This is a genomic window from Pyxidicoccus trucidator (assembly GCF_010894435.1).
Taxonomy (GTDB): Bacteria; Myxococcota; Myxococcia; order Myxococcales; family Myxococcaceae; genus Myxococcus; species Myxococcus trucidator.
The window spans coordinates 1-24948 of record NZ_JAAIXZ010000023.1 but is presented as its reverse complement, the minus strand read 5'-3'; the positions used below and the strand labels follow the sequence as shown (position 1 = coordinate 24948).

Below are 24948 nucleotides of genomic sequence, written 5' to 3'. Positions count from 1 at the left end.
TTCCCACGTGACGTCCTCGCTGGAATTCGCTCTCGGCATCACCCTGGTGCCCCCTGCCTCGCCCGCGCGTGAGGCGCTGGCCGCCTCGGCCGCGCGTGCAGGTCTGCGGGTGGTGGACGGCCTGGAAGCGGCCGCCCTCGCCCTCGTGGACCTCACCGCTCCCGGCGGCCACACCGCGCTGCGGACCCTGCTGGAACGTCCCCGGACCACCTTCCTCACCCTGGTGGTGCTGGTGGAGCCGGGCGAGCGTGGCTTCGCCGAGGCGGAGGCCCTCAAGCCCGCGGACATCCTCACCACCCCGGTGGGCACCCACGAGCTGGCGTGGCGGCTCCAGTGCGCCGCCGCCCGCCACGTGGAGCGCGAGGAGCAGGAGCGCAGCCAGGAGGACCTGGCCCTCCTGCTGGAGCTGACGGCGGAGTACGCGGAGACCTCCGACGTGGAGGCGCTCCTGCACGGCGTCACCCGCCGGCTGGCGGAGAAGCTGCAAATCGCCCGCGCCACGCTGGTGATGCTCGGCCGCAACGCCGACGAGGGCATCATCGTCGCCGCCAGCGACGACCCGGCCCTCAAGGACTTGCGCATCGAGCTGTCGCGCTACCCCGAGATTCGCGAGGTGATGCGCACCGGCAAGCCGGTGGTGATGCAGGAGGCCTCCACCCATCCGCTGCTGGGGGACGTGGAGCGCCGGGCGGTGGCCGCCAGGGGCATCCACGCCATCGCCGCGCTGCCGCTGCCCATCCGCGGACAGGTGCGCGGCGTGCTGCTGGTGCGCGCGGCGGGCACGCGCCGCACCTTCACGCCGCGGGAAATCGACTTCCTCACCACGGTGGCGCACGCCACGGCGGTGGCGCTGCGCAACGCGTCCGTCCTCCAGTCGGTGCGCGGGCAGACGGAGGCGGAGAAGACGGCGCGTCTGGCCGCCGAGGAGCAGGCGGCGTCCTTCAAGCCCTACCAGCTCTTCTTCGCGCACGTCAGCGAGGGCGTGGCCATCCTCGACGACAAGGCGAGCGTGCTGTCGCTCAACCCCTCGGGCGCGGCCATGCTGGACATGCCCGCGCATGAGGCGCGGGGCCGCCACCTGCACCAGGTCACCCAGCCGGTGGACGAGTGCGTGCTGATGGAGCTGGTGACGACGGCCTCGCATGGCGAGGCCCGCTCCGGCGTGGACGTGGAGGTGCGCACCGGCACGGGCCGGCGCCTCACGCTGTCCATGTCGGCCGCGCCGATGCGCGACGAGGAAGCCGCCACCATCCTCTCCTTCCGGGACGTCACCGACGCGCGCAAGCTGGAGTACGAGCTGCGCCAGACGAAGGACTTCCTGGAGCGGCTCATCGACTCGTCGGTGGACGCCATCATCGCGGCGGACCTGAAGGGCCGCATCATCCTCTTCAACAAGGGCGCGGAGGCCATGTGCGGCTACACCTCGCAGGAGGCCCTCGGCGGACTCTCCGTCCACCAGCTCTATCCGCCCGGCGTGGCGAAGCGGGTCATGGCCATGATTCGTGGCCCGGAGCACGGCGGCAAGGGCCGGCTGTCCCTCACCCGCGAGGAGCTGCTGCACCGCTCCGGTGAGCGGGTGCCGGTGAACATGACGGCGTCCATCGTCTACGAGGGCGGCCGCGAGGTGTTCAGCGTGGGCATCTTCACGGACATGCGCGCCCGCATGCAGCTGGAGCGCAAGCTGTCCGACGTGGAGACGCGGCTGGAGGAGAGCGAGAAGAGCGCCGTCATCGTCGCGCTCGCCGGCACCGCCGCGCACGAGCTGAACCAGCCGCTCACCTCGGTGATGGGCTACGCCGAGCTGCTCAAGCGCAAGCTGAAGGAAGAGGACTTCGCCTGGAAGCCGGTGGACATCATCTACCGCGAGGCGGAGCGCATGGCGGAGATCGTCCGGAAGATTGGGAAGATCACCCGCTACGAGACGAAGTCGTACATGGGGGCGCAACAGATTCTCGACCTGGACAAGGCCTCCTCCCATGAAGACTGAGCCCCGAGTCGTGCGCATTCCCGGCGGCCCCCAGGCCGAGTCCTTCCAGGCCTTCTTCGAGGCGCTCGACGCGCCCTCGGCCATGTGCGACCCGGGCCTGCGGCTGGTGGCCGTCAACGATTCCTTCCGCCGCTTCTGCGCCGAGCACCACGTGTCCGTGGACGACGTGGCGCGGGCGCTGTCCGGGGCCTGCGTGCCCTCGGACGGCGCGAGCTGTGACGTGGAGCTGCTGTCCGACCTGGCCGGCGTGGTGCTGACGCTGTCGCGCCGCGGAGACGTGGTGGCGGTGCGCGCGCGCAACGAGCCGGAGCTGGCGCGCAACCGGCTGGTGGTGGCGGAGAAGGCCCTGCTGGAGCAGGCGCGCACGGAGAGCGTGCTCCTCGATTTGGGCCGCAGCGTGGCCGAGGCGGGCGGCGAGGAGGAGCTGGTGGCCGCCGTGGCGCGCGGGGTGAAGGAGCTGTTCCCCGGGCGCTCCTTCTGCATCCGGATTACCGACGCGCGCACCGGCGGGCTGACGTCGCTCTACGCGGAGGGGCGGCTGAAGGAGGGCGCGCACGAGCCGCTGGCGCTGCTCCAGCGCGCGGTGGACAAGACGAACCTGGCGCCCGCGTCGCTGCCTCCGGGCCGCGTGGCGGTGATGAGCGAGGTGCCGCTCCTGTTCCATGGCGGCACCCACGGGGTGAGCGCGCCGCTGGTGGCCAGCGGGCAGCTCTTCGGCGCCATCAACATGGAGTACCCGGAGGGCTTCGAGGCGGACGTGCAGCACGACGAGCGCGTCCTCCTGCAGCTCGCCAACCAGGTGGCCGTGGCGGTGAAGAACGCCAAGCTCATCGACGAGCTGACGTTCGTCCGCAAGTACCTGGAGGACCTGCTGGAGAAGGCCAACGCGCTCATCCTGGTGGCCAGCCGGGACAAGCAGGTGGTGGTCTTCAACCAGGCCATCAGCGCGCTCACCGGCTTCCGCAAGGAGGACGTGCTGGGCAAGGACCTCTTCTGGCTGGTTCCGGAGAGCGAGCACCTGCGGCTGACGCAGGTCATCGCCGCCGCCATGCGCGGCGAGTCGGTGAACAGCTTCGAGACGCGCCTGCTGGCCCGCGACGGCGGCGAGGTGCGCGTGTCCTTCGCCACCTCCTCCATGCTCACCCAGCACGGTGAAGTCGAAGGCGTCATCGCCATCGGCCAGGACATCACCGTGGTGAAGGAGCTGGAGAAGCGCATCATCCACGCGGAGAAGCTCGCCTCCATCGGTCAGCTCGCCGCCAGCGTGGTGCACGAAATCAACAACCCGATGACGGCGGTGGCCACCTACGCGGACGCGCTGCTCCAGCGCTCGCGGACGACGCCGGGCGCCAACCCGGCGGACCAGGAGAAGCTGAAGAAAATCCTGGAGAGCAGCCACCGCATCCTGCGCTTCACCCGGGATTTGGTGAGCTACGCGCGGCCGGCGCAGGACAAGCCGGAGCGGGTGCAGCTCAACGCCGTGGTCGACATGGCGGTGGGCTTCTGTGAGCACGTGGTGGCGCAGGCGCGCGTCAGCGTGCACCGCGAGTACTCGGAGCTGCCGCCGCTGTCCGCGGTGCGCGCCAACCTGGTGCAGGTCTTCGTCAACCTCATCACCAACGCGTGTCACGCCATGCCGCCGGGCGGCGCGGTGCACCTGTCCACGGGTCGGGACGGGCAGGACGCGGTGGTGACGGTGCGCGACACGGGCACGGGTATCGACCCCAAGCACCTGCAGCGCATCTTCGAGCCATTCTTCACCACCAAGCCGGAAGGGAAGGGCACCGGCCTGGGACTGTCCATCTGTCAGGGCATCGTGGAGAACCACGGCGGCCGGCTCACGGTGCAGAGCACCGTGGGCGCGGGCACGACGTTCACCGTGCGGCTGCCGCTGCCGGTGGGGTGAGGCGGGAGCGGCTCAGCGCGGAGCCATGAGCGCGTTGACCTTGGAGTAGGGCATGGCGCCCTCGGTCAACGGGGCGGTGGCTCCGTCACGCAGGAAGGCCGTGGCGAGCGCCGCCGCCCTGCCGAAGACGGCTTCGGAGATGGATGACCCCGCGCTCAGGCGCCGGACTCCCAGCGCCTCCAGCTCCGAGGGAGAAGGCAGGCTCGGCCGCGCCATCACGTTCAGCGGCAGTCCCGCCGCCGAGGCAATCGCGCGGATTTCAGCGGCGTCCACGACGCCGGGGACGAAGAGGCCATCGGCCCCCGCCGCGCGGTAGCGCTCGGCGCGCGCCAGCGTCTCCTCGACCTGTCGGCCCTTGGGCGCCAGCCCGCGCAGGTAGACGTCCGTCCGGGCATTCACGAACAGGTCCACTCCGAGCCGGGCGCTGACGCGCTTCACCTGCTCGAGCTTCGCGCAGAGCAGGTCCGGCGTGCCCGCGCCGTCCTCGATGTTGATTCCCACCGCGCCTGCATCGATGACCGTGGCCACGGCCTCGGCCACCGCGGCGGGGTCGCTCGAATAGCCGCCCTCCACGTCCACGGTGAGCGGCACCCGGATGACGCGGGCAATCTCCGTCACCGTGGTGGCCAGCAGCCGCACCGGCAGGTGGTCTCCGTCCGCGTACCCGTGCGCCCAGGCCACTCCGGCGCTGGTGGTGGCGACGGCCTTCGCGCCCAGGCTCTCCATCAGCCGCGCGCTCCCGGCATCCCAGGCGTTGGTGAGGAGCAGCAACCCTTCGGTGTGCAGCCGGCGGAACACCTGGGCGTTCATGGACTGGGGCGACGTCATGGGACTTCCTTTCGATAGCCTTCGTGAGCCAGCAGCCAGCGCTTCCGCTCGAGTCCGCCGCCATAGCCGGTGAGCGTGCCATTGGCGCCCACCACGCGATGACATGGGACGACGATGCCCACCGGGTTCGCGCCATTCGCCATCCCCACCGCGCGCACGGCGGCGGGCCGGCCGATGCGGCGCGCGAGCTCGGAGTAGGACACCGTGGTTCCGCAGGGGATTTCGCGCAGGGCCGCCCACACGGTTCGCTGGAAGGGCGTTCCGCCCGTCTCCACCGGCAGGCTGGCGATGACGCCGAGGTCTCCCGTGAACCAGGCGCGCATCACCTGCGTGAGGCCGCCGGGGTTCCGCTCCGGTTCGAGCACGAAGCCGTGCTCCCCGTAGTGCAGGCGCAGCAGCCGGAGCAGGCGCGCCTCGTAGTCGGTCCAGTCGATGGCGCGCAGCCGTCCCTCACGGTCCGCGACGATGACCAGCTCGCCGATGGGCGTGTCCGTCCTATCGATGAGCAGGCGCAGGGGCTCAGCCATGACGGGCCTCCCGGGCACGCTGGCTCGCCACCGCATCGGCGGCCCACAGGTGCTGCGCGGCATATGCCCGCCACGGCCGCCAGGGCTCCGCGCGTTGCAGCAGGTCCTCGGGGGTCGGCCGCTCGCCCGCATCATTGGCCGCGCCCCGGAGCAGGCCGATGTCGCTGGCCGGAAACGCGTCCGTCTCCCGCAGCGCGCGCAGCGCGATGTACTGCGCCGTCCACTCGCCCACCCCGCGAATGGAGCGCAGTCGTGCAATGGCCTCCTCCACCGTTCCGAAGGGATGGAACAACTGCGCGTCCGCGAGCGCCGCCTCCGCCATCGCCTTGAGCGCCGCCCGCCGCGCCGCGGGCATGCCCAGCGCGCCAAGGTCGGTCGCCGCCACGCGCGCGGGGGAGGGGAACGTGCGGGACAGCCCCGCATGGAGGCTGGCCGTCTCCGGCAGCGTCTCACCACAGAGCGCCACCAGCCGTCCGGCGAGCTGCCGCGCGGCGACCACCGTGACTTGCTGCCCGAGGATGGCGCGCACCGCGAGCTCGAAGCCGTCCCAGCCGCCCGGAGCGCGCAGGCCCGGGCGCAGCGCCAGCAGGGGCGCCAGGAACGGGTCCCTCGCGAGGTGCGCGCCAATGGTCTCGATGTCCGCGCCCACGTCGAACACCCGCCGCACGCGGGCGAGGATGGCCGGGAGCGACTGCACGCTGGGGACGCGGACCGTGACGGCCAGGCTGTCACGCGCCGGCTCGTGTCGGACCTCGACCGTCCCCAGCCGCCCGTCCTGCGACACGGTCCGCCGATACAGCCCGCCCACCACCTGCTCGACGCCGTCGATGGCGCGCGCCTCCAGGTACGCGAGCATCGCCGGCCAGTCATAGGGCGGACGGTAGCGGAGCCGGAGCGTCACCCCCGCCTCCGCGACGGAGCCCGCCGGCAGCTCCGTCTGGGCCTTGCGGCGCAGCGCGCTCGGCGGGCGTTGATACAGGCCCTGGAACGTCTCGTTGAAGCGCCGGATGCTGCCGAAGCCGGCGGCGAGCGCCACCTCCGCCATGGGCATCCGCGTCTCCTGGATGAGCTGCTTGGCGAACAGCACCCGCCGCGTCTGCGCCACGGCCACCGGCGAGGCCCCGAGGTGCTGCTTGAACAGCCGGCGAAGCTGGCGCCCGCCCACGCCCAGCCGCTCGGCCAACGCGTCCACGCCCGCCTCGTCCCCGTCGAGCCCTCCCTCCGCGATGATGGCCAGGGCCCGGGACACGGTGTTGGACGTGCCACGCCAGGACGCCAGGTCTGGCGCCGTCTCCGGACGGCAGCGCAGGCAGGGGCGGAAGCCCGCCTCCTGCGCGGCGGCCGCCGAGGCATGGAAGCGGCAATTCTGGAGGTACGGCGTCCGCGCCGGGCAGACCGGCCGGCAGTAGATGCCCGTCGACGTCACCCCGACGAACAGCCGTCCGTCGAACCGGGCATCGCGGGTCTGGAGGACGCGGTAGCAGGCGTCGCGGTCGAGCAGGTCCATGCGCGGACACTTCTCACGTCCCGTGGAAGCGCTCTCGCGGTTTTCGGACATGGACACCCCCGGCCTGTCAGCGCTCGCCCTCGTCGTCCAGCTCGCGGGTGAACTCCTCCTTCGACAGCAATCCCTTGCGCGCCATGATCCGCATCAGCGCCCAGAACTTCCGCTCCAGCTCCTCGATGCGGTCCGGGTCCTCGCGGGCCTGCCCGAAGAGGTAGTCCAGGTCGTCCAGCATGCCGCCACCGCTCGCCGCGGGCTTCGGCTTCGCGGCGGCCGCCTGCCCGCGCCGCTGCTTCCGCTGCTCCTCCCGCTCGCGGATCAACTCCGCCAGGGACGTGCGCTGGGTCGTCTCCCCCGGCGGCAGCTCCTCCCCGACGATGACCTCATCCTCCTCCTCCGGAGGGGGCGCGGCCTTCGCCACCGGGGCCGCCGGCCTCGCGGGTGCGGCCGGGGGCCTTGCCGCCACGGAGGGCCGGGCCGACGGAGCCGGGGCCGCCGCTCCCGCCCCGTTCGCCACCGCCACCGGCACCTTGTGGTAGTAGCGCAGAATCGCGCTCCGCACCGCCGACAGCGCCGCCACGCGCGGGCTCACCTTGAGGCCGGTGGTGAACTCGATTTCCTCCACCGCCGTCACGTTGAGCGGATCACTCATCGCCACCACGAGCTGGCGCCGTCCGCCCACGCTCTCCAGTGCGATGGGGAACAAATCGTGCTGCTCACAGAAGCGCGCGCGCAGCAGGTGCACCGCCGCCCACTCCGGGGTGATCGCCGCCAGGTCCACCTGGGGCATGCCCAGCGCCTGGCTCAGCGCGCCCGCCAGCGTGGCCTCCGTAATCGCGCCTTGCGCGATGAGCGTGGCCCCCAGCCGCTGCCCCGACTTCCGGTGTGCCTGGAGCCCCACTTCGAGCTGCGCGACGCTGATCGCCCGCTGTTCCAGCAGCAGCTCGCCAATGCGCTTCCTCGCCATGGCGGCGCATTAGCACGCGTTCCAGGGCCCCGGAAGCGGGCGCCGTGTCACATTGAATGCCCTTTGGGAATCCCCCCGGAAATGCTCGCCTTGTTGCTGGGGTAACCACCTGGCAAGGGGTGGTCCGGCGCAAAATTCCTGTGAGATTTCAGCACTTAACGTCGCCTGGGCGTGCCTTGACACCCCTGCCTTGCATTCCTAAAGTCGGCACACCGTTTTCAACGAGCATTCCTGCCGCCCATGAGGGTGGATCATCCGCCCGGGGGGGCGGCAGGCATGTAAGGCCCGCCTCAGCGGGCCCAGCCGCCTAGTGGAGGCATCAAGCGATGAACCTGGGGTATCTGACGAATCTGACCGTACTTGCGAACACCGGCGGCCCCGAGCGTGGCCTCTTCGAGGAGCTGGCGAAGCGCTGGGAGGCCGGTCAGTGGGGCATGTACCCCATCGCCGTGTGCCTCGTCATCGCACTCGCCATCATGGTCGAGCGCGGCATCGTCCTGTTCGGCAAGGCCTCCATCAACAAGGAAGCCTTCCTGCGTGGGCTGAAGAAGCACATCTACGCCGGTGACCTGGACAAGGCCATCAACTACGTGGCCGGCCAGAAGGTCACCCCGCTCACCAGCGTCATCAAGGCCGGCCTGATGAACGTGCCGAAGGGCAACGACGAGGTCCAGGCCGCCCTGGACGAGGCGAGCCTGCGCGAGACGCCCCGCCTGGAGGCCCGCACCGGCTACCTCGCCATGCTCGGCAACGCGGCGATGCTCGCCGGTCTGCTCGGCACGGTGTCCGGTCTCATCTCCTGCTTCGAGGCCGTGGCCAACGTGAACCCGGCCGACAAGGCGACCATTCTCGCCAACGGTATTTCTGAAGCCATGAACTGCACGGGCTTCGGGCTGGTGACCGCAATCCCCGCGCTGGTGGCCTTCTCCGTGCTGATGGGCCGCACCCAGTCGCTCATCAACGACATCAACGAGACCAGCGTCTCCGTCCTCAACCTCATCGTGGCGAACAAGGACAAGTTCAAGAACATGAACGTCCCCGCGCCCCGCGACGAGGAGTAGTCGGTCGGGAACCCGGAGCCCGGGCGCGCTGTCCTGTCCCCGCGAGGGGACGCACGGCGCGCCCACTGAATCTCACCGGCTCTTCATTGAGCCCGGCCCCAGGAGGAGAGTGCCATGGCCGGCGGAATGGACACAGGTCAAGGTGGCAAGGGCAAGAAGTCGCTCGACGTCGCCATCAACCTGACCGCGTTTATCGACCTGATGGCAGTGACCATCAGCTTTCTCATCATGACGGCGGTCTGGACCCAGATTGGCCGGCTCCAGGTCTCCCAGGCGGGAGGCCCCTCCACGGAGGAGGAGCAACAGAAGGAAGAGCAGCTCAAGACGGTCCAGCTCAACCTGCTGATTACTCCCACCGAGCTGCGGCTGACGGCGGACCAGAGCGCCTTCGACCCGATTCCCCTCACCAAGGATGCCAAGGGCAAGACGGACCTGACCAAGCTGGTGGCGCGCTTCAAGGAACTGAAGGCGCAGCTGCCGGACCAGACCGCCATCACCCTGCAGCCCGAGGACAAGGTCCGGTACGAGGACCTGGTCCGTATCATCGACGAGTGCATCGGCTCCGGGTTGCCCCAGGTGTCGGTGTCCGCGGCGATGGGCTAGCCGTACACGGAGCTAAACACACGTCATGGCCATCCAGGTCCCAGGCAAGCGGTACGGCAAGCGCCTCCAGCACTCCAAGGTGTTCGGACACGGCGCACACGGCAAGAAGAGCGGCTACGCCGACCTCCTCATCACCCCGCTCGTCGACATGTTCGTCATCATCGTGCTCTTCCTCATCGCGAACTTCTCCGCGACGGGCGAGGTGCTGATGATGACCAAGGACATCGAGCTTCCCGAGGCGATCAACGTCAAGGAAGTGGAGATGCACCCTGTCGTCATGGTGTCCAACGACCAGATCAGCGTGTCGGGCACCATCGTCGGCCGTGTCGAAGACTTCTCCAAGGACGAGTACCTCAACATTCCCGCGCTGGAGGAGAAGCTGCGGGACATGAAGAAGCAGTACGAGGACCTCCACGCCATGGCGAAGGACGACGCGGGTGGCTTCAAGGGTGACATCAACATCCAGGGCCACAAGGACGTCGAGTACTCCATCATCAAGCGGGTGATGTTCAGCTGCGCCACGGCCGGCTACAACAACATCAACTTCGCGGTGATGACCGTCGCTGGCGACGCGCCCGCGGGCCCCACGGCCCAGGTGACGCCGTAGCCGGCAACTGAAGCGGGCCCGAAGCCCCGAACGCCCTGGCCCACCGGCCGGGGCGTTTTCGTTTTTTCTGGAGACCTCATCCCATGCAGCTTCGTGCCGTTGTCTTCGACCTCGATGGGACGCTGGTGGACTCGCTGGGCGACATCGCGGACGCGATGAACCACGCGCTGGCGCAGCACGGCGTGCCCACGCACCCGGAGGCGGACTACCTGCGCTTCGTCGGTGAGGGCGTGAAGGAGCTGGTGCACCGGGCCGTGCCGGCCGGGCGCGAGGACCTGCACGAGCCGGTGCTGGCCGCCTACCGCGCGCACTACGACGCGCACCTCTTCGACCGGACGGCGCCGTACCCCGGTGTCACGGGGGTGCTGGCGGCGCTGGCGGAGTCGGGTGTGCGGATGGCGGTGCTGAGCAACAAGTCGGACGGCTTCGTGAAGCGGCTGGTCGCGAAGCTGCTGCCGGGCGTGCCCTTCGTCGCCGTGTATGGCGAGCGGCCGGGCGTGCCGCGCAAGCCGGACCCCACGGCGGCGCTGGCCCTGGCGGCGGAGCTGGGCGTGACGCCCGGTGCGTGTGGCTTCGTGGGAGACACCGCCGTCGACATGGACACGGCGCGCGCGGCGGGCATGTACGGCGTGGGCGTCACCTGGGGCTTCCGGAGTCATGAGCTCCAGGCCCACGGCGCGCGCGCGGTGGCCACCACCGCGGACGAGCTGCTGGCGGCGCTGCGCGACGCGCGCCTCACTTGAGGGCGGGACTGCTCGTCATGTCGGTTCGGGCTCTTGTGGATGCATGGCCTGTAGCGGTCAGGGGCTCAGGGGCGGCAGGCCCTTCCGGGTGGCTCCCGGAGTGCGTCCGTAGCGGCGCATGAAGGCGTTGCCCAGGTGGCCCTGGTTGGCGAAGCCGGCCTCCAGCGCCACCTCGGCCAGCGGCAGCCGCGTGTCCAGCAGCAGGGCGAGTGCGTGCCGCAGGCGGACCTCCTGCTGGTGCTGGTGGACGCCCGTCCCCATCACCCGGCGAAACACCCGGCACGCATGGAAGACGGACACGCCCGCGCCCCGCGCCAGCGCCTCCAGGGAGAGGCGCTCGTCGAAGCGGAGCGCCACCGAGTGGGCAATCGTCCCGGCGATGGTTTGCTCGCGCGTGTTAGGCGCGTCTCCGCGCTCCGGCCTCGTGGGCGGGGACACCACCGCGCAGAGGGCCTCCTCCACCTGGAGGCGCTCCACCGGCTCCTGGCGGGCCACCCGGGCCAGCACGGCCTGGAGTCTCACGTAGGCCTCCGCGCTGACCGGGAAGGTCCTCGTGTCCGGGTCCATCCACCGGAACACCCAGGGGCCGCGCACGGAGAGGCAGGCGTCTCCACCTCCGTGGGGGTGGCTGATTTCGCAGGGCTGGTGCGCGCGTGTCCGCAGGCCGACGCCCGGGCCCACCACCGCGCGCGTCGTCGCGTCGCGGAACTGGAAGCGGCCATGCAGCGCGAGCACGAGTCCCTCGCCGTCCGAGCACTCCTCCTGGAGGCGCGGGCCGTCGTGGCCGTCGCAGGTCACTCGCGAGAGCTGGAGGTCCGGTTCCCGGAGCAGGGGCGAGGCGTGAAGGCGCGGCATCGCCCAAAGATGTCGCGGCCCGGCGGGTCCGACAAGGGCTGCGAGCGTGTGCTCCGGAACGTCGGGAGCAAGGATTTGTAAGACGGCCGCGTCCGCCCTCACTACCGTGCGTCTTCACCGCGGCGATGTACCGACGGACCTTCCTCTCCCTCGCGGGGACCCTGCTCATGACCTCCCAGCGGACCGAAGTGACTTCTGGCACGGCCCCCACGTCGCGGTGTCTCCGCGCGCTCGTCTGGAATCGGAGGGATTCACCGGGGAGCGAGTACTTCGAGCTCCGCGAGTCCACGGACGGATGGATGCTGGCCGGCTCGGTGGTGCTCGCGGAGGGCGGCCTGCCGTACGCGGTGGACTACACCGTCTTGTGTGACAGGCAGTGGCTGACGCACGAGGCCCGCATCTTGCTGAAGCGCGGGGACGTGGAGCAGTCGCTCACCCTCCGCGTGGACGCGCAGCGGCGCTGGTGGCGGGGCGGGGATGAGTTGCCCCAGTTCCGTGGGTGCTCCGACGTCGACCTGAGCTTCACGCCCTCCACCAACACGCTGCCCATCCGCCGGCTGTCACTGGAGGTGGGGCAGGGGAGCGATGTGACGGCCGTGTGGGTCCGCATGCCGGACCTCTCGCTGGAGCCGCTGCCCCAGCGGTACACGCGGCTGACGTCCACCCGCTACAGGTACGAGAGCCGGGGCGGCAGCTTCGTGGCCGAGGTGGAGACGGATGAGCTGGGGCTCGTCCTGAACTACCCGCCCGGCTGGGAGCGCGTCGCCTTCACGAAGCGCTGACAAAGTGACCCAGCACGCGGTACGCGAAGCGACAGGCCCCGGGCCCGCCGCCGCGTGGAGCCCGTGTCTGTCCATTCGCATGGAGGAAGTCATCATGTTGCATCACGAGTCGCCGCTCTCCGAGCGGGCGCTGGAGTTGCTGCGTGCCGAGGGGCCCATGCCTGCGCTCGCGGAGAAGCTGAACCTGTTCGGCCGCTTCGTCGGCGCCTGGAACGCGGAGGTGGTGTTCTACGGCGAGGACGGCACGGAAGTGTTCCGCCAGCCCGGAGAGTGGTCCTTCTCCTGGGCCCTCGACGGCCGCGTCATCCAGGACGTGCTCATCTATCCCAACGCCGAGGCTGGCCTGAGCGCGGCGGTGGGCGAGCGGCGCATCGGTACGACGCTGCGCCACTACGACGCGAAGGCGGACCACTGGCGGGTCATCTGGCTGGGTGCCACCACCGGGTTCCTCTCCGTCCTGAAGGGTAGACCTGTGGGCGACGAAATCCACATCGAGGGGACGGACCCGGACGGTCACCTCTTGCGCTGGATGTTCACCACCATCACCGAGGACACCTTCGTCTGGCGTGGCCTCCTGTCCAAGGACGGTGGCGCCACCTGGCGCGTGACGCAGGAGATGCCCTGCAGGCGCCGCACGACTCCGAGGCCCCCGGGCGCCTGACGTCACGCGGTCCGTGCGAGCGCCTCGGAGGGCAGCTCGATGAGGAACTCCGTCCCCTGGCCCACCTCGCTCCGCACGGAGAGCGTGCCGCCATGCTTGTGCACCAGCGCGGAGACGATGGCGAGCCCCAGGCCCGTGCCCTGCGTCTTGGTGGTGAAGAGCGGCTCGAAGATTTTCGGCAGCACCTCGGCGGGAATCCCCGGCCCGTCGTCCACCACGCGGAGGCGCCAGGGCGCCGCCTCGCCTCCCTCGGCGTGGACGCGCACGGTGCCGCCGCTCCCCGGGGGCACCGCCTCCACGGCGTTCTGCACCAGGTTCACCAGCACCATGCGGAACAGCTCGCGGTCCAGCCGTGGCACCGGGAGCGACTCCGGCACACCGTTGAGGAGTCGCACCCCCGCACGCGTGGGCACCACCCCGAGCACCTCGTCCACCAGGGGGCGCAGCGCGCAGGGAGTGAGCTGGGGCGGTCGCTCGCGCGCGAAGTCCAGCACGTCGGAGATGATGCGGGCGCACACCGCCAGCTCGCGCTCGGTGACGTCCAGGAAGTGGAGGATGCGCGAGTCCGTCAGCGCGTCCTGCAGGTTCGCCACCCGCAGCAGGACGCAGGACAGCGCCGTGCGCGCGGCGGCCAGCGGGTTGCGCAGCTCATGGCTGATGCTGGCGGCCAGCTGCCCCATGCTGGCCAGCTTCTCGATGCGGGAGTACTGCTGCTGGAAGTCGCGCAGCTCCTGCTCGGCGCGCACCAGCGCCTGCTGCTGCGTGTGGAGTTTCTGCTCGTGCGCCAGCTCCACCTCCGCGCGGCGCTCGGCGGACTCCAGGGACTCGCGCTGGAAGACGCGGCACGCCGCGAGGAGCACGACGTTGGTGATGGCCACCCAGAAGGCGTGCTCCAGGAAGCGCCACCAGGCCGGGTCCGCCGTGCCGTAGACGGACTCCGGCCACAGCAGGCCCCGCGCGAAGTGGTCCAGGATGGTGGTGGCGCTCGCGGACAGCAGCACCCACGCGTCCCGGTAGAAGGCGAGCAGCGCCAGCGACGCGAAGATGTGGAAGTGCGTCTCGATGCGCCCGCCCGTCAGGTGGATGAACAGCGCCGACCAGAGCAGCTGCGCCACGCCCATCACCTGCCGCGCGGGCAGGGTGCCCGGCCAGCAGCGCGCCAGCACCAGGGGCAGGACGCAGAGGGCCGCGCCGAGCAACACGGCCGTCTGCACGTGCGACAGCGCCGTGCGCTTCCCCTCCCAGGCCAGGGGCGAGAAGGCCAGCGCCACCAGCACTCCGCACACCCACTGGCCCGCCATCAACCCCGCGAACAGCCCATCCACCCTCCGCCGGATACCCTGCAACTGAGATGCGTGAAGCCGGACCGTGCGCTCCTGAAGTGACGGTGCGGTCATGTGCAAGAAGGACTCCTCTGGCAGCGCGTCAAATACGCGGTGGAAAATGCCGCGACCATGGAAGGACCTGCTTCAACACCACGGCCCAGGGCCGCCCGGCTGTCTCGCCGGGAGCACCTGGGCCGCCTGGATGCACTGCACAGCGGTGAAGGTCCGTCGTGCATGGAACGTCTTGCTCGGTTCAGCTGTGGAAGGCTCCCTCGGGTTCTGCCGGGTCACTGCCGGGCCACGAGGTATTGCGCGGTCGGTGGTCGGGTGGATCTCCCCGCCTGTCCGGTCTCCTGCTCCGGGCGTGCGGGACGCGGGCCGTGCTCCCGCACTCGCGGCGTCGCGTCGCGTCTGAAGCGCTCTGCACGCGGGTGCGGGACTGTTCGGAAGCCATCACCCGCTGAGGCGTAGCTGTGCCGGGCAAGGCTCCGTGACACCTGCCGTGAATCCGTTCCCGTGCGGGCGGCGTACTGGGGCAAGACATGCGAGCCCCGATTTTTCGCCCCCGCGTCGCCTTCCGCCTCGCCGTCGCCGGGGCCGCGCTGCTGGCGCTCCGGTGTGACAGCAGCCCTCCCGCAGGGGAGCGTGTGCCCTTCACCCCCACCTCGGACGCGGTGGTGCTGGAGCGCGTGCCGGCCACCGCGGGCGATGCGCGCGCCCGGGAGCGGGCCTCGCTGCGGCGCGCCCTGGCGGACCAGCCCGGACAGCTCGACCTGGCGCTGCGCCTGGCACGGCTGGACATCGAGGAGAGTCGCGCGCTGGGAGACCCGCGCTACCTCGGCCGGGCCCAGGCGGCGCTCGCGCCGTGGTGGGACGCGCCCACCCCGCCGCCCGGAGTGCGGCTGCTGCGCGCCACCATCCTCCAGGGCCGGCACGAGTTCTCCGCCGCCCTGGCGGACCTCGACGCGGTCGTGCGCGAGGACCCGGGCGACGCGCAGGCGTGGCTGACGCGCGCCGTCGTGCTGGGCGTGCGCGGCGAGCACGCCGAGGCGTCCCGGAGCTGCGCGCCGCTGGCCGCCCTGGCCGGGCCGCTGACGGCCACCGTGTGCGAGGCCCAGGTGGAGAGCCTCGCCGGCCGCTCGCGCAGGGCCTACGCGCTGCTCGCGGACGCGCTGGCCCGGGGGAGTCCGGGGCCGGAGGCGGAGGCCTGGGCGCTCTCCACGCTGGCCGAGGCCGCCGCGCGCGCGGGTGACACGGCGCGCGCGGAGAAGCTCTTCGTCCGCACGCTCGCGATGGACGCGAAGGACGCCTATACGCGCGCCGCCTACGCGGACCTGCTGTTGGATTTGGGGCGCCCGCGCGAGGCGGCGACGCTCGTGCGCGGCCACACCGGGGACGACAACCAGCTCCTGCGCCTCGTGCTCGCGGAGACGGCGCTCGGTTCGCCCGAGGCCGCCCCGCTCGCCGCCGAGCTGGCCGAGCGCTACGCGGCCAGCCGCCTGCGCGGAGACGGCCTGCACGCGCGCGAGGAGGCCCGGTTCGCGCTCCATGTGGAGAAGGCGCCGGACAAGGCCCTCGCGCTGGCGCGGGCCTCGTGGGAGGCGCAGCGCGAGCCGTGGGACGTGCGCCTGCTGCTGGAGGCCGCGCTCGCCGCGGGCCAACCGGAGGCCGCGGCACCCGCCCTGGAGTTCCTCCAGGCCCGCGGCGCCGAGGACCCCGTCGTGCTGGAGCTCGCCTCGCGCGTGCGCAGGAGCCTGCCTTGAGCCGCCTTGTCTCGCTGTTGCTGTTGCTCGCTCCCCTGTCCGCGCTCGCGCACAAGCCGAGCGACAGCTACCTGCACCTGATGCGCGACGGCAGCGGCGTCTCCGGCCGGTGGGACGTGGCGCTGAGGGACTTGGACGAAGTCCTCGCGCTGGACGCGGAAGGGGACGGCACCATCACCTGGGGCGAGCTGCGCGCGCGCCAGGCGGACGTCACCGGCTATGTGCTCGGGCGCCTGGCGCTGGGCGCGGACGGCGCCCCCTGCTCGCTGGAGCCGGGCGGGGCCCCGCGCGTGGTGCGGCACTCGGACGGGGCCTACGCGGTGCTGGACTTCAGCGCGCGCTGCCCGGCGACGCCGGGGGTGCTGGACGTGGACTACTCGCTCCTGTTCGACCGGGACTCGCAGCACCGCGGCATCGTCCAGGTGGGCGGGGCGGGCGGCAGCGAGACGCTGGTCCTCTCCGCTTCGAGCCATGTCGCGCGGGTGGCGCTGGACGGGCTGTCGCCCTGGCGCCGCTTCGGGGAGATGGTGGTGCAGGGCGTGGTGCACATCTTCGAGGGACTGGACCACCTGCTCTTCCTCTTCGCCCTGCTGCTGCCGTCGGTGCTGCGCCGGGAGGCGGATGGCCGCTGGGTGCCCGTGGCGCGCTTCGGCCCGGCGCTGCGGGACGTGGTGAAGGTGGTGTCCGCCTTCACCGTGGCCCACTCGCTCACGCTGAGCGCCGCCGTGCTGGGCCTCGTGTCGCTGCCCTCGCGCTTCGTCGAGTCCGCCATCGCCGTGAGCGTCATCGCCGCCGCGCTCAACAACGTCTTCCCCGTGGTGCGGGGCACGCGCTGGGTGGCGGCGCTCGCGCTGGGCCTGCTGCACGGCTTCGGCTTCGCGTCCACGCTCGCGGACCTGGGGCTTCCCGCGGGTAGCCTCGCCGTCACGTTGCTCGGCTTCAACGTGGGCGTGGAGCTGGGGCAGCTGGCCTGCGTGGCCGGCTTCCTTCCGCTGGCCTTCGTCCTTCGAGGCTCGGTGCTCTACCGGCGCGCGGTGTTCGTCGGCGGCTCGGTCGCCATCGCCGTGGTGGCCTGCGCCTGGCTCGCCGAGCGCGCGTTCGGCGTGACGGTGTTCATCACCTGACGCGAAGCCCGCGCGCCGGGACAGTGGCGCGATTGCGCGCGCATCCGCGCAAGCGGTGCGTCCGTAAAGCCAGGACCGGAGGTGCAATCGGTCTCGGCTGCGTGCCCCGGTGCAGTCCCTGTTTCAACCCCACACCACAACAGGAGAAGCGAATGAGAGCGAAACAGCTCGCGGCGGCATTGACCGTCGCGACCGCCCTGGGTGCCCCTGGCGCCCTGGCATCCAGTCACCGGGAAGCGCCGTTCATCACCGAGATGCCCAAGGTGGACGGCACCGACTTCTACATGTTCCGCAGCTACGAGACGGGCCGTCAGGACTACGTCACCCTGATTGCCAACTACCTGCCCCTGCAGGACGCGTACGGCGGGCCCAACTACTTCATGCTGGACCCGGATGCGCTGTACGAAATCCACATCGACAACTCGGGTGATGCCGTCGAGGACATCACCTTCCAGTTCCGCTTCAACAACACCCTGTCCGGTAGCGGCAACGGCGCCACCCTGCCCATCGGTACCGGGGACCAGCTGAAGAACGTGGCGGTGCCGCTCGTGCAGGTGGGGCCCATCACCGCGGCGGACCGCAGCCAGCTCAACGTCGAGGAGTCCTTCAGCCTGAAGGTCGTCCGGGGCAACCGCCGCACGGGCACCGCCGCGGACGTGACGAACGCCACCGGCGGCGCCACGTCCTTCCTCAAGCCGACGGACTACATCGGCACGAAGACGTTCGGGGACGCCGCGGCCTACGGGGCCTACGCCAGCCAGCACATCTACTCCGTGAACATCCCCGGCTGCACCGGCCAGGCGAAGGTGTTCGTGGGGCAGCGCAAGGAGTCCTTCGCCGTCAACCTCGGTCCCATCTTCGACCTGGTGAACGCGCCGGCCTCCGTCATCGCCAACGACGCCAACCGCAACGCGGTGCCCAACCCGCTGGCGAGGAAGAACATCACCACGCTGGCGCTGGAGGTCCCCATCTCCTGCCTGAAGGCGGGCACCCAGCCCGTCATCGGCGGGTGGACCTCGGCGAGCGTGCGCCAGGCGCGCGCCCTCAACCCGAAGGCCACCTTCACCCGCCCGGCCCGCGAGGGCGGCGCGTGGACGCAGGTGAGCCGCCTGGGCATGCCGCTGGTCAACGAGGTCGTCATCGGCCTCAAGGACAAGAACCTCTTCAACGCCAGCGAGCCCAAGGACGACGGTCAGTTCGCCGACTACGTCACGCACCCCACGCTGCCCGCGCTGCTCCAGGCGCTCTTCACCGAGGCCGGAGTGCGGGCCCCCACCGTGTTCCCCCGCGCGGACCTGGTGGCGGCCTTCCTCACCGGCGTGCCGAACGTCAACGCCAACGGCTCCACGGCGGAGATGCAGCGCCTCAACACGGACCTGCCGGCCACCGCCTCGGCCCAGCAGAACAACCTGGGCGCCGCCGCCTGCTTCGTCAACGGCGTGCTCACCCTGGGCAATACGGGGTGTGACCCGGCGGGCTTCCCCAACGGCCGCCGTCCCGGTGACGACGTGGTGGACATCGCCCTGCGCGTGTCCATGGGCTACCTGCTGGCCAACGACACGCAGGCGCCGTCGCGCAACATTCCGTTCCACGACGCCGTGCTCCAGGACGCGTCGCAGTTCGACGCGGCCTTCCCCTACCTGCGGACGCCCAACCCGGGCGCCAACGGCGACGGGACCTGAAGCCATGGGCAAGTTCAGAGCGATGGCCTGCATCCTGGCCCTGGGGTCCGCCCTGGCCTACTCCGGATGCAGCGACGACCTGGATGACAAGCCGGGCGCCGGCCCCTTCCCGACTCCCATCCCCGACGCGGGCGTGGCTCCTGATGCGGGCACCGACGCGGGCACGGAGTTCACCGGCTTCGTGAAGGACCTCATCGAGAACCAGACGACGGCCGCGGGCACGCCCGTGGAGGTGGAGAACCGGAACTTCGTCGACACCGAGCCGACGGACGCCTTCCCGGAGACGTTCTTCCAGTAGCGCCTTCCGTGCGGTGAAGTGAAAGGGCCCGGCGCCGTGGGAGTTTCCCACCGGCTCCGGGCCCTGTCGTTTCCAGGCGTGCTCGCGTGCGTCAGGGAGCCTGCGTCAGCTCTCCCAGCGAGAAGCCATCCACCGCCGACAGGCGGCTGCGCCAGAGCGAGCCCCCCAGCGCGTGGGAGGACGTCCCGGAGACGATGCGCGCGTTCTTCAGGTGGATGTAGCCATAGCCGGCGGGCTGCGCGTCCGTCTCCTCGCGGTACAGCTGCTGGGCCGGCTTGGAGAAGCTCTCCTTGATGGCCTTGGCTCCCTCCTCGGACACCCCCAGGCGCTTGAACACGTCGGATACCTGGCCGGCGGACAGCTCAAGGTACTCCTTGCCGCTGATGAGCTGGCCGGTGACGACCGTGCCTCCCACCGACAGCGTCACGCCCATCGCGGACTTCGACGCCGTGACGATGTGGACGAGGGACTCCAGATACCAGTCGACCTCGGGCTGCTTCTCGCTCTTCTGCGTAGTGGGCTGGGTCATGGGCGAAACCCTACAGCCCGTGAATCCCAGAGCCAAGAGAACGACTGGCCGCGAGCGGCGGCAAAAGGGACGACGCGGGCCGGCGCCCCCCTGGACGCCGGCACAGGCCGGCGACCTTCTGGAAACCCGGCCCGCGCTGCTACACGACTGTGACGCGGTATTTATCCTTGTCCTCGGCCCGGCTGTAGGCCGTGGCGGCGGCGATGATGTGGCACACCCAGCCGAGGCACCCACCGGTGCCGATCCACGCACCCGGGGTGATGATGAGCCAGAAGACCCCGCGGAGAATGTCCCCGTTGTAGATCTGACCCAAGCCGGGGAGCAGGAAGGACAGCAGGGCTGCGATTCCGGGACGCGACATCGTTTGGGTTCAACCTCCTTGTCATTCCCTACGCACCCGGCCCCGGCCCATTGCATGGCCCGGGCTATCGGTTCCTGGACGCTTGCCTGCCTGCTCTCCCGTGGGCAGGTGCAATGGCCGGGCGGACCCGGTTAGCATGGCGTCCGTAGGTACCCGCCAGTCGTCAGGCGGGACCTGGGGGGATGGGTGATTTTCGGGCTGCTCCGAGCCAATGCGCGCACGTTCCACGTCAGGCCTCTCATCGAGGTGCTGGCCCTGGCCGTCGTGTATTTCGCGGCCGGCCGGCTGGGCCTCTCCCTGGCCACCGTGGGGGGGAATGTCAGCCCCGTGTGGCCTCCCAGCGGCGTGGCGCTGGCGGCGCTGGTGTGGCTGGGGCCGTCGCGCTGGCCCGGCGTGCTGCTGGGGGCCTTCTTCGTCACGTGGCTCACGGGTGTGCCGGCCCCGGTGGGCCTCGGCGTCGCGGTGGGCAACACGCTCGCGGGCGTGGGTGGGGCGCTGCTGCTGCGGCGGGCGGGCTTCGACAGTGGCCTGGGGCGCATCCGGGACGTCGTGGTGCTGTGCGCGGGGGCGGGCGTCCTGTGCACCGGCCTCAGCTCCTCCGTGGGGCCGCTGGCGCTGGTGCTCGGGGGCGTGCTGCCGTGGCACGAGCTGGGCCACGCCGTCTGGGTGTGGTGGGTGGGCGACCTGATGGGTGTGCTGGTGGTGACGCCGCCGCTCCTGGCGCTGAGGCGGCCGAAGTGGCCCCGGCGGTGGGACGAGGCGGTCCTGCTGGCGGGCCTCACCACGGTGCTGGGCGCGACGGTGTTCTTCCTCCCCGGCGCGGCGGCCAGCGCGCGGCATGCGGCGACCTTCCTCCTGTTCCCCATGTCCGCCTGGGCGGCGCTGCGCTTCGGCGCGGGGGGCGCGTCGGCCGCCACGCTGGCCATCGCCGCCGCCGCCGTCGCGGGGACGGCGTATGGGCAGGGGCCCTTCTCCAGCGGCCAGCGGACGGAGGACCTGCTGGTGCTGCAGCTCTTCGTCGCCGTCACCTCCGTCACCGGCCTGCTGCTGGCGGCGGCGAGCGACGAGCGCCGCCGCGCGGTGGAGAAGCTCCAACTGCTGGGCACCACCGTGCGCGGCGTCCATGAAGGCGTCCTCATCGCCGAGGTGCTGGCCCCGGGCTCGCTGCGCACGGTGTTCGCCAACGAGGCCCTGGGCACGCTGGTGGGCCAGCGCCTGGAGGACCTGGTGGGCAGGGACCCATGCGACCTCTACGGGACGCAGGACCCGGAGCTGACCCGGCGGGTGAGGGCGGCGCTGCTCGCGGGCGAGCCGCTGTGCACGGAGGTGCCGCTGACGCGCAAGGATGGAAGCCTGCTGTGGAGCGAGGTGCTGCTGTCGCCGGTGCGCGCCACCGGAGAGGACATCACCCACTTCGTGGCCACCCACCGCGACATCACCGCCACCAAGGAGCTCCAGGCCCGGCTGGTGGCCGCCGAGCGCGTGGCCGCGGTGGGCACGCTCGCGGCGGGCGTGGGGCATGAAATCAACAACCCGCTGGCCTACCTCGTGCTGAACCTGGAGTCCTCCGTGCGCCACCTCTCCGAGGTCAGCCTGCCCGGCACGCGCGAGGCGCTGACCGGCGTGCGGGGCGCGCTCGAGGGCGCGGAGCGAATCCGCCTCATCGTGAGGGACCTCCAGGTGTTCAGCCGCCAGAGTGACCAGGACCGGGGGTTGGTGGACCTCAACGCGCTGGTGCCGCCCGCGGTGCGCATCGTCAGCCACGCGCTGCGCCACCGGGCCCGCGTGGTGGAGGAGTTCGGGCCCGTGCCTCGCGTGCTGGGCAGCGAGGCCCGGCTGGGGCAGGTGCTGCTCAACCTGCTGGTGAACGCCATGCAGTCCATCTCCGAGGGCAGTCCCACGCTCAACGAGGTGCGGGTGCGCACCAGCACGGACGTCACCGGCCGCGCGCGCGTGGACGTGGTGGACACGGGCGCCGGCATTCCCGCGCACGTGCTGCCCCGCATCTTCGAGCCGTTCTTCACCACCAAGCCCACCGGCGAGGGCACCGGCCTGGGGCTCGCCATCTGCCAGCAGATTGTCCGCGCGCACGGGGGCGAGCTGGAGGTGCGCAGCGAGCCGGGCCGGGGCTCCGTCTTCAGCATGCTGCTGCCGGCCGCGCCGGTGCAGGTGAGCACGCCCTCGCGGCCGGTGCCCTGTGCGACGCTGCCTGGCACCCGCTCCCGCCGGGGACGCGTGCTGGTGGTGGACGACGAGCCGCGCCTGGCGCAGTCCATGCGCCTGCTGCTGGAGCCGTACCACGACATCGTCACCACCACGCGGGGCAGCGAGGCGCTGGCGCTGGTGGCGGCGGGCCACCGCTTCGACGTCATCCTGTGTGACTTGCAGATGCCGGAGACGGACGGCGCCACCGTCTACCGCCGCCTGTGCGCGCAGGCGCCCTCCCAGGCCGAGCGCGTGGTGTTCATCTCCGGCGGGGCGTACACGGCGGAGTCGCGCGCCTTCATCGACAACGTGCCCAACCGCGTGCTGGAGAAGCCCGTCCGCCCGGAGGTGCTGATGGCCACCGTGGACGCCGCGCTGTCGGACGGAGGGCCCTTGATGGAGCCGGAGCCCGTCGCCGCCATCGCGGGAGGCTCGCGGCACTAGCCCGGCGTGCTATAGAGGGCCAGTTACAAGAGTACGGGGGCCGGACCGACATCGCCACGAGAGACGTCACGATGCGCAATGGCAGAGGTCCGTCGCTTCCCCCCAACCGCCGGCTCCGAAGAACCCTCGCCGGGCTGCTGGTCTCCATCCCCACGCTTTCGTACATGGCCTGCGGAAGCGAGGACGACGGTGGCTGCATCCCGTACGGCCCCGAGGAGGCCACCCGGACGACCACGGAGTGGGTCCCGGATGGCTCCGAGCCCACGCACGCCAACTGCATGGAGGCGTGCGTGCCGCAGAACCTGCCCGACTTCCGGGGCTGTGAGCTGGAGTCGCGCCCCGGGAGCTATGCGGATGGAGGAGGGAGCGGGCAGTACCTCTCCTACTCCTGCCGGTACATCGCGCCCGGAGGGTGCCGCACCGACGGACGCCATCCCGAGGGGCTGCTGGCGGGGCGGGTGGAGGCGCGGTGCGCGCTGGGCGCCCTCTTCGCGGAGATGGCGTGGCTGGAGGCCGCCTCCGTGCCCGCCTTCCTCCGGCTCGCGGACGAGCTGAAGGCGCACGGCGCTCCCGACGCGCTGGTCCGGGCGGCCCGGCGCGCGGCGGGCGAGGAGGTCCGCCACACGCGTGCCATGGAGGCGCTGGCCCGGCGTCACGGCGCGTCCGTGGCCGCGGTGGAGCTCGCCCCCTTCGCCGAGCGCTCACTGGAGGCCATGCTGTTGGAGAACGCGCGCGAGGGCTGCGTCCGCGAGACGTATGGCGCGGTGGTGGCTGGCTGGCAGGCGCGCAACGCGGGGGACACGCAGGTGCGCGCGGAGCTGGGGCGGATTGCCGGGGATGAGCTGCGCCATGCCGAGCTGGCCTGGGCCGTGGAGGCCTGGGCGGCGGAGCGACTGACGGCCGCGGAGCGCCAGCGCGTGCGTGAGGCGATGCACGACGAGCTCCACACGCTGGAGCGCCTCGTGGAGCAGGAGGAGCCCGAGGCCGTGCTGGTGGAGCAGGCGGGGCTGCCCTCGCGGGATGCCGCCCGCCAGCTGCTCCGGGGGCTCCAGGTCCTGGCCGCCTAGCCGGCTCGCGTGTCCAACACCCCTCGAAGCATGGCGGGGGTTCGTTGGATGCGTGTCATTGGCCCGGCCGTCCCCGTGAAGGGCATCTTCCGGGGCGGGGGCCCTCTCATCGCGTGGTTCAAGGAGCCCGCGGGGAACGTGTTCTCCGTTCTCCAAGAAAATTAGACAACCCATCACCTAGGTAGGAAGTTCAGTAACACAAGAAAATCCTAGGGGTACTTGAGCAACAGGTAAAACACGTGAGACTCTGATTGCAGCTGTATCCGCCCAGGTATTTCTCTCCTCGAAGGGGGCAACTGATGCAAAGCAGGGTACGTGGAGCGCTTGGTTTCGCGGCGCTGTCGTTTCTCGTAGGTGCGTGCAACGAGGCCGCTCCGGCGGCTGACACGAAGGCTCCCGAGACGGGGACCGAAGCTCAGCAGCTGGAGAACGGTGCCACCGTCATCGAGACGGACAAGTCCGGCGCCGCGAGCTTCATCGGTGGCGAGCTGGGCACGCTGCCCGTCATCGAGGCGACGGTCGCCGAGTCGCTGCAGTCCGCGCAGCTGGCTCCGGTGGTCGCCACGGTGGCGCCGCTGCTGAAGCTGGCGCCCGCGAACGTCGTCTTCACGAAGGCGTACAAGGACGTGCAGGGCGATGTGCACTACCGCTTCGCGGTGCGTCACAACGACCTCCCCGTGTTCGGCGGTGAGTTCCGTCTGCACTCGCGCGACGGCAAGGTCTTCGCCGCGAACACCAACGTTCGCAGCGACCTGAAGGCCGTGGAGAAGGCCACCATCTCCGCCGATGCGGCGGCGAAGACGGCCGCCTCGGACCGTGAGACCCTCGAGGGCTTCGTGACCAGCCCCGACGCGGAGCTGGTGTACTGGCGTGACGGCGACGAGCTGCGCCTGATGTACAAGCTGGTGCAGACCGGTGAGAAGGCGGACGGTACCCCCGTGCGCGACATCCTCCTGGTGGACGCGACGACGGGCGACCTGCAGCTGCGCATCCCGACCATCCACGAGGCGCTCAACCGCCGGATGCACAACGGCAACAACACCAGCACCCTGCCGGGCGCGGTGGTGCGCACCGAGGGTCAGCCGGAGCACGCTGACCCCGTGGTCAACACCAACTACG

The 24948-nt window shown here is 71.0% G+C and carries 22 protein-coding genes and 1 pseudogene; 15 read left to right on the top strand and 8 right to left on the bottom strand.

The annotated features are described in order from the left end of the window. Positions 1-7: 7 nt before the first annotated feature. Together G4D85_RS41505 and G4D85_RS41500 are read left to right on the top strand one after the other, a co-directional pair. Positions 8-1987 carry a GAF domain-containing sensor histidine kinase gene (locus G4D85_RS41505; protein ID WP_240359812.1) on the top strand — a complete coding sequence of 660 codons (1980 nt, stop codon included), beginning with the start codon at positions 8-10 and terminating at the stop codon, positions 1985-1987. After that, entirely contained in the window at positions 1977-3893 is a 1917-nt protein-coding gene (locus G4D85_RS41500) for an ATP-binding protein (RefSeq protein WP_164019806.1), read from the top strand. The genes G4D85_RS41505 and G4D85_RS41500 overlap by 11 nt, the downstream gene beginning before the upstream one ends. Positions 3894-3905: 12 nt before the next feature. On the opposite strand, the gene G4D85_RS41495 is transcribed toward G4D85_RS41500, so the two are convergent. From G4D85_RS41495 to G4D85_RS41480, 4 genes are all read right to left on the bottom strand, one after another. Further along, on the bottom strand, positions 3906-4721 hold the full coding sequence (locus G4D85_RS41495) for an isocitrate lyase/PEP mutase family protein (protein WP_164019805.1): 816 nt from the start codon (positions 4719-4721) through the stop codon (positions 3906-3908). Next, positions 4718-5248, bottom strand: a complete 531-nt coding sequence (gene ogt, locus G4D85_RS41490; RefSeq protein ID WP_205525930.1) for a methylated-DNA--[protein]-cysteine S-methyltransferase — start codon at positions 5246-5248, stop codon at positions 4718-4720. Before ogt ends, G4D85_RS41495 begins: the two co-directional genes overlap by 4 nt. Next, positions 5241-6755, bottom strand: coding sequence for a DNA-3-methyladenine glycosylase 2 family protein (locus G4D85_RS41485; RefSeq protein ID WP_164019804.1), 1515 nt, complete (start codon positions 6753-6755; stop codon positions 5241-5243). Before G4D85_RS41485 ends, ogt begins: the two co-directional genes overlap by 8 nt. Positions 6756-6822: 67 nt before the next feature. Continuing rightward, positions 6823-7719: a GspE/PulE/PilB domain-containing protein gene (locus tag G4D85_RS41480; protein WP_164019803.1), complete on the bottom strand. Its 897-nt coding sequence runs from the start codon at positions 7717-7719 to the stop codon at positions 6823-6825. A 326-nt stretch (positions 7720-8045) separates the two neighbouring features. On the opposite strand from G4D85_RS41480, the gene G4D85_RS41475 reads away from it, so the two are divergent. The 4 genes from G4D85_RS41475 to G4D85_RS41460 all read left to right on the top strand — a co-directional run bounded on the left by G4D85_RS41475 (position 8046) and on the right by G4D85_RS41460 (position 10733). Continuing rightward, the gene (locus G4D85_RS41475; RefSeq protein WP_164019802.1) at positions 8046-8780 is read left to right on the top strand and encodes a MotA/TolQ/ExbB proton channel family protein; all 735 of its coding nucleotides are present in this window, start codon (positions 8046-8048) and stop codon (positions 8778-8780) included. A gap of 114 nt (positions 8781-8894) precedes the next feature. Further along, positions 8895-9383, top strand: coding sequence for an ExbD/TolR family protein (locus G4D85_RS41470; RefSeq protein WP_164019801.1), 489 nt, complete (start codon positions 8895-8897; stop codon positions 9381-9383). Positions 9384-9408: 25 nt separating this feature from the next. Next, the gene (locus G4D85_RS41465; protein WP_164019800.1) at positions 9409-9990 is read left to right on the top strand and encodes an ExbD/TolR family protein; all 582 of its coding nucleotides are present in this window, start codon (positions 9409-9411) and stop codon (positions 9988-9990) included. 83 nt (positions 9991-10073) lie between these two features. After that, positions 10074-10733 carry an HAD family hydrolase gene (locus tag G4D85_RS41460; protein WP_164019799.1) on the top strand — a complete coding sequence of 220 codons (660 nt, stop codon included), beginning with the start codon at positions 10074-10076 and terminating at the stop codon, positions 10731-10733. Between the two features lie 57 nt (positions 10734-10790). Here the strand turns inward: G4D85_RS41460 and G4D85_RS41455 are convergent, their stop codons facing one another. Beyond that, positions 10791-11588 (bottom strand): helix-turn-helix transcriptional regulator, encoded by a 798-nt coding sequence (locus tag G4D85_RS41455; protein WP_164019798.1) that lies wholly within the window; start codon positions 11586-11588, stop codon positions 10791-10793. A 167-nt stretch (positions 11589-11755) separates the two neighbouring features. Here G4D85_RS41455 and G4D85_RS41450 point away from each other — a divergent pair, with 167 nt between their 5' ends. Then, on the top strand, positions 11756-12370 hold the full coding sequence (locus G4D85_RS41450; RefSeq protein ID WP_164019942.1) for a putative glycolipid-binding domain-containing protein: 615 nt from the start codon (positions 11756-11758) through the stop codon (positions 12368-12370). A gap of 94 nt (positions 12371-12464) precedes the next feature. Further along, positions 12465-13031: a hypothetical protein gene (locus tag G4D85_RS41445; RefSeq protein ID WP_164019797.1), complete on the top strand. Its 567-nt coding sequence runs from the start codon at positions 12465-12467 to the stop codon at positions 13029-13031. 2 nt (positions 13032-13033) lie between these two features. Here G4D85_RS41445 and G4D85_RS41440 read toward each other — a convergent pair whose 3' ends face one another. Then, positions 13034-14428, bottom strand: coding sequence for a sensor histidine kinase (locus G4D85_RS41440; protein WP_164019796.1), 1395 nt, complete (start codon positions 14426-14428; stop codon positions 13034-13036). Between the two features lie 470 nt (positions 14429-14898). Here G4D85_RS41440 and G4D85_RS41435 point away from each other — a divergent pair, with 470 nt between their 5' ends. The 4 genes from G4D85_RS41435 (at position 14899) to G4D85_RS41420 (ending at position 19223) form a co-directional block, all read left to right on the top strand. Next, positions 14899-16119 carry a tetratricopeptide repeat protein gene (locus G4D85_RS41435; protein ID WP_164019795.1) on the top strand — a complete coding sequence of 407 codons (1221 nt, stop codon included), beginning with the start codon at positions 14899-14901 and terminating at the stop codon, positions 16117-16119. Then, positions 16116-17243: a HupE/UreJ family protein gene (locus G4D85_RS41430; protein WP_164019794.1), complete on the top strand. Its 1128-nt coding sequence runs from the start codon at positions 16116-16118 to the stop codon at positions 17241-17243. Before G4D85_RS41435 ends, G4D85_RS41430 begins: the two co-directional genes overlap by 4 nt. 152 nt (positions 17244-17395) lie before the next feature. Continuing rightward, complete coding sequence (locus G4D85_RS41425) at positions 17396-18925, top strand: DUF4331 domain-containing protein (RefSeq protein WP_164019793.1); 1530 nt, start codon at positions 17396-17398, stop codon at positions 18923-18925. Between the two features lie 4 nt (positions 18926-18929). After that, positions 18930-19223, top strand: coding sequence for a hypothetical protein (locus tag G4D85_RS41420; protein ID WP_164019792.1), 294 nt, complete (start codon positions 18930-18932; stop codon positions 19221-19223). Positions 19224-19314: 91 nt separating this feature from the next. Here G4D85_RS41420 and gvpU read toward each other — a convergent pair whose 3' ends face one another. After that, positions 19315-19752 (bottom strand): gas vesicle accessory protein GvpU, encoded by a 438-nt coding sequence (gvpU, locus tag G4D85_RS41415; protein ID WP_164019791.1) that lies wholly within the window; start codon positions 19750-19752, stop codon positions 19315-19317. Positions 19753-19891: 139 nt separating this feature from the next. After that, on the bottom strand, positions 19892-20113 hold the full coding sequence (locus G4D85_RS41410) for a DUF5683 domain-containing protein (protein WP_164019790.1): 222 nt from the start codon (positions 20111-20113) through the stop codon (positions 19892-19894). Positions 20114-20299: 186 nt separating this feature from the next. Between G4D85_RS41410 and espC the strand changes: the two genes are divergently transcribed. The 3 genes and pseudogenes from espC to G4D85_RS41395 all read left to right on the top strand — a co-directional run. After that, on the top strand, positions 20300-22762 hold the full coding sequence (gene espC / locus G4D85_RS41405) for a serine histidine kinase EspC (protein WP_240359811.1): 2463 nt from the start codon (positions 20300-20302) through the stop codon (positions 22760-22762). Positions 22763-22833: 71 nt separating this feature from the next. Further along, entirely contained in the window at positions 22834-23829 is a 996-nt protein-coding gene (locus tag G4D85_RS41400; RefSeq protein WP_205525929.1) for a hypothetical protein, read from the top strand. 299 nt (positions 23830-24128) lie between these two features. Continuing rightward, a pseudogene (locus tag G4D85_RS41395) lies at positions 24129-24948 on the top strand (M4 family metallopeptidase); the annotation flags it as partial.